The 5,419-nt window shown below is 70.2% G+C and carries 5 protein-coding genes and 1 pseudogene; 1 reads left to right on the forward strand and 5 read right to left on the reverse strand.

All coding sequences use genetic code 11. The features are described 5' to 3' along the window. Together ACLN58_RS17210 and ACLN58_RS17215 are read right to left on the reverse strand one after the other, a co-directional pair. Positions 1-318, reverse strand: a pseudogene (locus ACLN58_RS17210) (O-succinylbenzoate synthase); the annotation flags it as partial. Continuing rightward, positions 315-1,034 carry a M50 family metallopeptidase gene (locus ACLN58_RS17215; protein ID WP_415856471.1) on the reverse strand — a complete coding sequence of 240 codons (720 nt, stop codon included), beginning with the start codon at positions 1,032-1,034 and terminating at the stop codon, positions 315-317. The pseudogene ACLN58_RS17210 and the gene ACLN58_RS17215, both read right to left, overlap by 4 nt. A 97-nt stretch (positions 1,035-1,131) precedes the next feature. Between ACLN58_RS17215 and ACLN58_RS17220 the strand changes: the two genes are divergently transcribed. Beyond that, positions 1,132-2,136, forward strand: coding sequence for a phosphatase PAP2 family protein (locus tag ACLN58_RS17220; protein ID WP_415856472.1), 1,005 nt, complete (start codon positions 1,132-1,134; stop codon positions 2,134-2,136). A 225-nt stretch (positions 2,137-2,361) separates the two neighbouring features. Here the strand turns inward: ACLN58_RS17220 and ACLN58_RS17225 are convergent, their stop codons facing one another. From ACLN58_RS17225 to ACLN58_RS17235, 3 genes are all read right to left on the reverse strand, one after another. Further along, positions 2,362-3,768, reverse strand: a complete 1,407-nt coding sequence (locus ACLN58_RS17225) for a MinD/ParA family protein (protein WP_415856473.1) — start codon at positions 3,766-3,768, stop codon at positions 2,362-2,364. A 100-nt stretch (positions 3,769-3,868) separates the two neighbouring features. Then, complete coding sequence (locus ACLN58_RS17230) at positions 3,869-4,681, reverse strand: MBL fold metallo-hydrolase (protein WP_415856475.1); 813 nt, start codon at positions 4,679-4,681, stop codon at positions 3,869-3,871. A gap of 56 nt (positions 4,682-4,737) precedes the next feature. Continuing rightward, a partial coding sequence (locus tag ACLN58_RS17235) for a dihydrolipoamide acetyltransferase family protein (RefSeq protein WP_415856474.1) occupies positions 4,738-5,419 on the reverse strand: 682 nt, incomplete at its 5' end.

A 5,419-nucleotide genomic window follows, 5' to 3' on the forward strand; every position in this document is an offset into this window, starting at 1 on the left:
GAGGACCTCGGGCACGCGCGCCGCGGGGACGGCCGGGACGGTCGCGTTGACGGGCACGCTTTCCCGCACGGGCGCCGGAAAACCCTCCCACGCCGCCTCGATCGCCGAGGCGAGCCAGCGCGAGGACTCGGCGTCGCCGTACTCGAGGAAAGGCGCGAACTCGCCCCACCCGGCTGGCCCGCGCACCAGGAGCGCCTCGCGCTCGAGGACGCCGCGGAAGCGAACCGTGAGGGGCAGGCGGACGACGGCGGCGCTCGCCACGAGCTCCCCGAGCGGCGGGAGCGCACCGGGCGGGAGGGCGGGTTCAAAGCCCGTCATGCGGCGACCCTCAGGACGAGCCAGGCCGCGGCGCCGCAGAGCGCGATCACGAGGGCGAACGAGAACAGCCAGAACGCGGACGCGACGCCGGTCTTGCGGGCCAGGATGAACGCGTCCGAGCTCGCGAGCTCGCGGCGGCGCGTCGTATGAACGGACACGAGGTTCCACCAGTCCCGGATGGCGCCGAGCACGAGCGCGGCCCCCACCCCGAGCGTGAGATGCCCCTGGAGGTCGGGCGGCACGGCCACGACGAGAATCGCCACCGCGACGATCGCGCCGAGAAGAATGAGGACGCCTTGAAGGTTCCGGATGAACAGGAACACGGCGAGCAGCACGACGACCGCGCCCGAGAGCGCGGCCCGGCCCCATCCGGCCGCGGAGGCGGCGACGAGCGCAGCGCCAACGACTGCGGGCGCGGGGTAGCCCCAGAACCCGAACCACACGGCACGGCCACGACCCATGCCCTGGGTCGTGCCGCCCTGATCCATGCGGAGCGTGATGCCCGTGACCCGCATGCCGGTCAGAAGGCCCGCGAATGCGTGGCCCAGCTCGTGGACGATCGTCACGAAGCGGCCGAAGAAGCGCCAGAGGACCGGCACGACGCACAGGGCCGCCGCTCCGACCACGAGCCACACGAGCTCGGTCGCGGGCACCACGAGCGGCGCGGTATGTGTAAACCCTTGGACGAAGGCCGCCCACCATTCCTGGACCATCATCCCCGACCCTAGCGGAGTGGACTGGGAGTACCCAGCTGATAATGGGAGTCGCCCAGCCGGGAAAGCGCACACAGCCGCGTGTGCCACCCTTGAAGACATGGCATCCACCCGAGCGCGCCCCGACCCGCCCAGTCCGCCGCGGCATGCGACGGCGCAGACCGGGACGGCGCAGCACGGGACAATGCAGAACGGGACGACCCAGAACGGGACAATGCAGCACGGGACGACCCAGCACCGGACAACGCCGCGCGACGCCGTCGCGGGTCCCGGGATGTTCCTCGCCGCCGCGCTCGCGTGCGCGGCGGGCGTCGCGGGCACGTATTGGTTCTTCGTCCGCACCACGACCGGCCAGTACATCGACGAGTCGGCGCTCGACGAGGCGGTCGAGCTCTACGGGGGCCGCGCCGCGAAGGCGGCGCTCGGGTTCCTGGACGCCCTGCCGACCATCGCCGTCGTCCTCGGCATCGGGGGGTTGATCTATGCGGCCGTCGCGAAGGGCCGCTGGTCCGCCGCCCTCATTGCGTTCGCGGGGGCCGCGCTCGCGAACGTGGCCACGCAGGTGCTCAAGGCGTACGTCTTCACGCGGCCGTTCCGGGGCGTCGAGACCCTCATGGACAACTCGCTCCCCTCGGGCCACACGACGCTCGCGGCCTCGGCGGCGGCGGCGGTGTTCTTGGTGTCGTCACCCTCGTGGCGGCCGTTCGTCGCGTGGGCGGGCGGAACGTTCGCGATCCTCTCGGGCGGTGCGACGCTCGTGAACCAGTGGCACCGCCCGTCGGACGTCATCGCGGCGTTCCTTGTTGTCGGGGCGATCATGTCCCCGGCCGGCTGGCTCATCATGCGGACCGGCGGGCGCTGGAACTCGTGGCGCGGCTTCGGGAGCCACTGGGCCGCCTCACGCCTGTGGCTCGCGCTCCCCGTGCTCGCGGGGCTCTGCGCCACGGGCCTCGCGGTCTCCCTGCTCATGAGACTCGCGGCAGGCTCGGGGATCACGAGCACGACTCATTACTTCTGGTCCGGCATCTCCCTCATCGTCATCAGCGGCTATCTGCTGACCATCGCTGCGACCTGGCTCTTCGCTGTCTCCGCCCGGCGAGAGTGAACCCCCGAGCTTCCCGAGCTTTCGGCAAGCTCACAGCCTTCTCGGCAAGCTCTCAGCCATCTACCCGTTGCGCTCTCGCCCCGCTGGCCGTTAGCCTGTGCCATATCCATTCATTGGACTAATCGGCCCGCCGAAACACCGCTTCGGGGCCGCCGAACGGCACGACTGCTATTGGGGGCAGCCGTGCCGTTCGACTTTCGGCTCGGGCCGCCAAGATAAGTGCTGCTAGCGATACCCGTCGACGATGGCGGCGGCGATCTCTCGGTAGGACCGCCGGGTCTCGGGCCGCAGGGCGGAGAGCGAGATGAGATCGCCGTCCGCAATCGCGTTGTCATGCGGGACGCTGATGAGCACGCGGCACATGCCCCCAAGGGTGGCCTCGATGGCAGCCTTGTCGACCCGTGCCGAGACGCCGTCCTTGTCCGTGACGACCACGATCGCGTTGCGCGCGAGCTCGGCGAAGCCGTGCGACGCGAGCCATGCGAGGGTGTCCCGGGCCCGCTTGGCGCCGCTCACGGCGAACCCTGCGGCCACCACGACGTTGTCGGCATTCTCGAGGATTCCGCGCATGGCCGGACGGCTCACCCCGGTTCCGCAGTCCGTGAGCGTGACGCCGTAGTGGCGGGACACGAGGTTATAGACGCGGCGATAGTCCTCGGCGGTGAGCGAATCGGAGAGCTCGGGGTCCTGTTCCCCCGCGAGCAGGCGCAGGCTCGCGGACTCGTGGAGGTACGAGTCCAGGGCGTCGCGTGATTCGTCGTCCCCGATGTCCTGAAGGAGCCGCGTGATCGTGAGCTCGCGTTCGGACTCGTAGGCGCCCTCGCCGAGCGCGCGTTCGATCAGATCGCCGGCGTCCGGGTTGGCGTCGATCGCGCACACGCTTCCCGCGCGGATGCCCGCGAGCGTCAGGCCCACGCCAACCGTGGTGGACGTCTTGCCGACCCCGCCCTTGAGGGAGAGGAACGCGGTGTTCTGGCTGCTGCCGATGCCCCGACGGATCCGGCGATCGAGCTCGGCCTCGGCCCGCTCCTCCGCTGACTGCCCGAAGATCGCGCCGCCGCTGATCCGGTGCAGCCATCCGCGGAAGCCGCGCAGCCCGGTCACCTCTTCCACGGGCTTGACGAAGCCTGCCGGCTGCTCGCCGGGCACAAGCGCCGGGAGCGGCTCGGGCCGGGGAAGCGGACCAGGCTCAAGGCTTTCGAGCGATTCAGCGCCCTCAAGAGATTCTCGCGCCCCGATGCGCGCGGGCTCAGGGCGGACGACGTCGGGCTCATACTCCCCGGGCTCAGTCGCCTCAGGGTCGTGCCCATCACGGTCGCGCCAGGCAGGGTCGCGCCAGGCAGGGTCGGGCCAGTCGGGGTCGCGCCGTTCGGCGTCCGGCTCCTCAGACGGCTCGGCCCGTGGCTCCGGAACCTCCGGCGCCCTCTCGGGCATGGCGGGCACTAATTCCGGCGGAAGCGATTCGGGGACCGAATCCTTCCCGTCTCCGTCTTGTGCGGCGTCCTCGCCCGGTGCGGGGTCCCCCTCCGGTGCGGGGTCCTCGTCCGGTGCGGGGTCCTCCCCCGGTGCGGGGCCCTGCCCTCGTTCGGCCTCCTGCGCCTCGCGCAGCTTGCGAAGTTCTCGACGGGTCATCGGCACCACGCTATCGTTTGGCGCCGCGTCCCCGGTGCCAGCCTGCAGCGTTCCGTCGTCGACCATTACGACCCTTTCGTTTCTGGCCCCGCAGGCAACTCTAGTGGAGGCTGCTGATCGCCTTCAGTCGCCCGATGAAGAGACGGGACTGTTCGGGGCCGTACGGGAGGATCGGGATGGCCTTGGTTGCGTCGTTCGGCGATTCGCGTGTCGCCTGCCGAGCGGACCGCACGGCCGTGGCCATGGTCTCGGCCATCGTGCGAACTGCGACGTCGGTACACAGCGCCCCGTGGCCGGGCACAAGGTGCTCGTAGCGGTGGCGCAGAGCCGAGATGTGCCGCAGGACGTCGGCCCATTCCTCGGGGTACGCGTCGCTGAACTCGGGATAGCCCTCCTCTACGAGATCGCCGCTGAACAGCGATGAGGACGTGCCGACAAGCAGGTCGCCGTCCGTGTGCCCACGCCCGAGGTAAAAGAGCGTCACGGTCTGGCCGCCGAGGTCCACGAGTACGGGTTGGTCACGAACAATCGCCTGCGGGACCACGATCTCCGTGTTCTCGCCCCCGCCGGCGGACATCTCGGGCTCCCGGTCGGCGACCTCGGCTCGCGCCTGGTCAGCGGCCGAGGCGATCGTGGCCGCCGCGTTCTCGTGCGCCCAGAACTCCTCGACCCCGGCCGCCGCAAACACCGCATTGCCGAAGAAGTGGTCGTAATGCGCGTGCGTATTGACGACAACGAGCGGCAGCTCGGTCTTCTCCCGCACCGCCTCGAGGATCTGGCTCGCCTGACGCGGGCCTTCGCCCGTGTCGATCACGAGAGCACGCTCGGAGCCGACCACGAGGCCGACGTTGAGCCGCAAGGGCTCGAGGCTAAGCCTGTACGTCTCGCCGCCGAGATCGAGCCATTGAGCCATGTGCCGCACGTCCTTCACTTCAGGGTGGTCGTAGTGGTCCGATTCTGCCACGGCGTTCAGAGGTCGGCGAGAATGCTGCCCGGATGTTCGACGGCGTCGGCAACGTAACGCAGGAAGCCTCCGGCCGTGCCGCCGTCGCACACGCGATGGTCGAACACGAGAGTCAGCTCGACGACCTTCCGCACTGCGAGCTGGCCGTCGACGGCCCACGGCCGGTCCACAATCCGCCCGACGCCGAGAATGGCGGCCTCGGGATAGTTGATGATGGCCGCACTGCCGTCGACCCCGAACACTCCGTAGTTATTGAGCGTGAACGTGCTACCGCTCAGGTCGGCGGGCGTGGCCTTGCCGTCCCTGGCCACGGCGGTGAGCCTGCGCAGCTCGGCGTCGAGGCGACGCGCGCTCAGCGCGTGCGCGCCGCGGATGCTCGGCACCACGAGCCCGCGGTCCGTCTGGGCCGCGAAGCCCAAATTGACGCCGTCGAACGCGACGATCTCCTGGCCGCCGTCGGCCGCGGTCTCGATCCGCGAGTTGAGCTCGGGGAATTTCGCGAGGCCCGCCACGACGAAACGCGCGATGAACGCCAGCAGGCTCGGAGTGTTCTCGGGGTCGCGGCGCTTGAGTTCGGCACGCAGCTCGACGAGCTCGGTCGCGTCGGCATCGACCCACACGGTCGCCTCGGGGATCTCGGAGCGGCTCCGGGACATTGCCTGGGCGACGGCGCGGCGCATCCCGCGC

It is taken from the genome of Sinomonas sp. G460-2 (genome assembly GCF_047759905.1).
Classification (GTDB): domain Bacteria; phylum Actinomycetota; class Actinomycetes; order Actinomycetales; family Micrococcaceae; genus Sinomonas.

What these genes read in the sequence shown, in the direction of transcription:
- ACLN58_RS17215 (WP_415856471.1), bottom strand. Translation starts at nt 1,034, where the DNA reads ATGATGGTCCAGGAATGGTGGGCGGCCTTCGTCCAAGGGTTTACACAT.
- ACLN58_RS17220 (WP_415856472.1), top strand. Translation starts at nt 1,132, where the DNA reads ATGGCATCCACCCGAGCGCGCCCCGACCCGCCCAGTCCGCCGCGGCAT.
- ACLN58_RS17225 (WP_415856473.1), bottom strand. Translation starts at nt 3,768, where the DNA reads ATGACCCGTCGAGAACTTCGCAAGCTGCGCGAGGCGCAGGAGGCCGAA.
- ACLN58_RS17230 (WP_415856475.1), bottom strand. Translation starts at nt 4,681, where the DNA reads ATGGCTCAATGGCTCGATCTCGGCGGCGAGACGTACAGGCTTAGCCTC.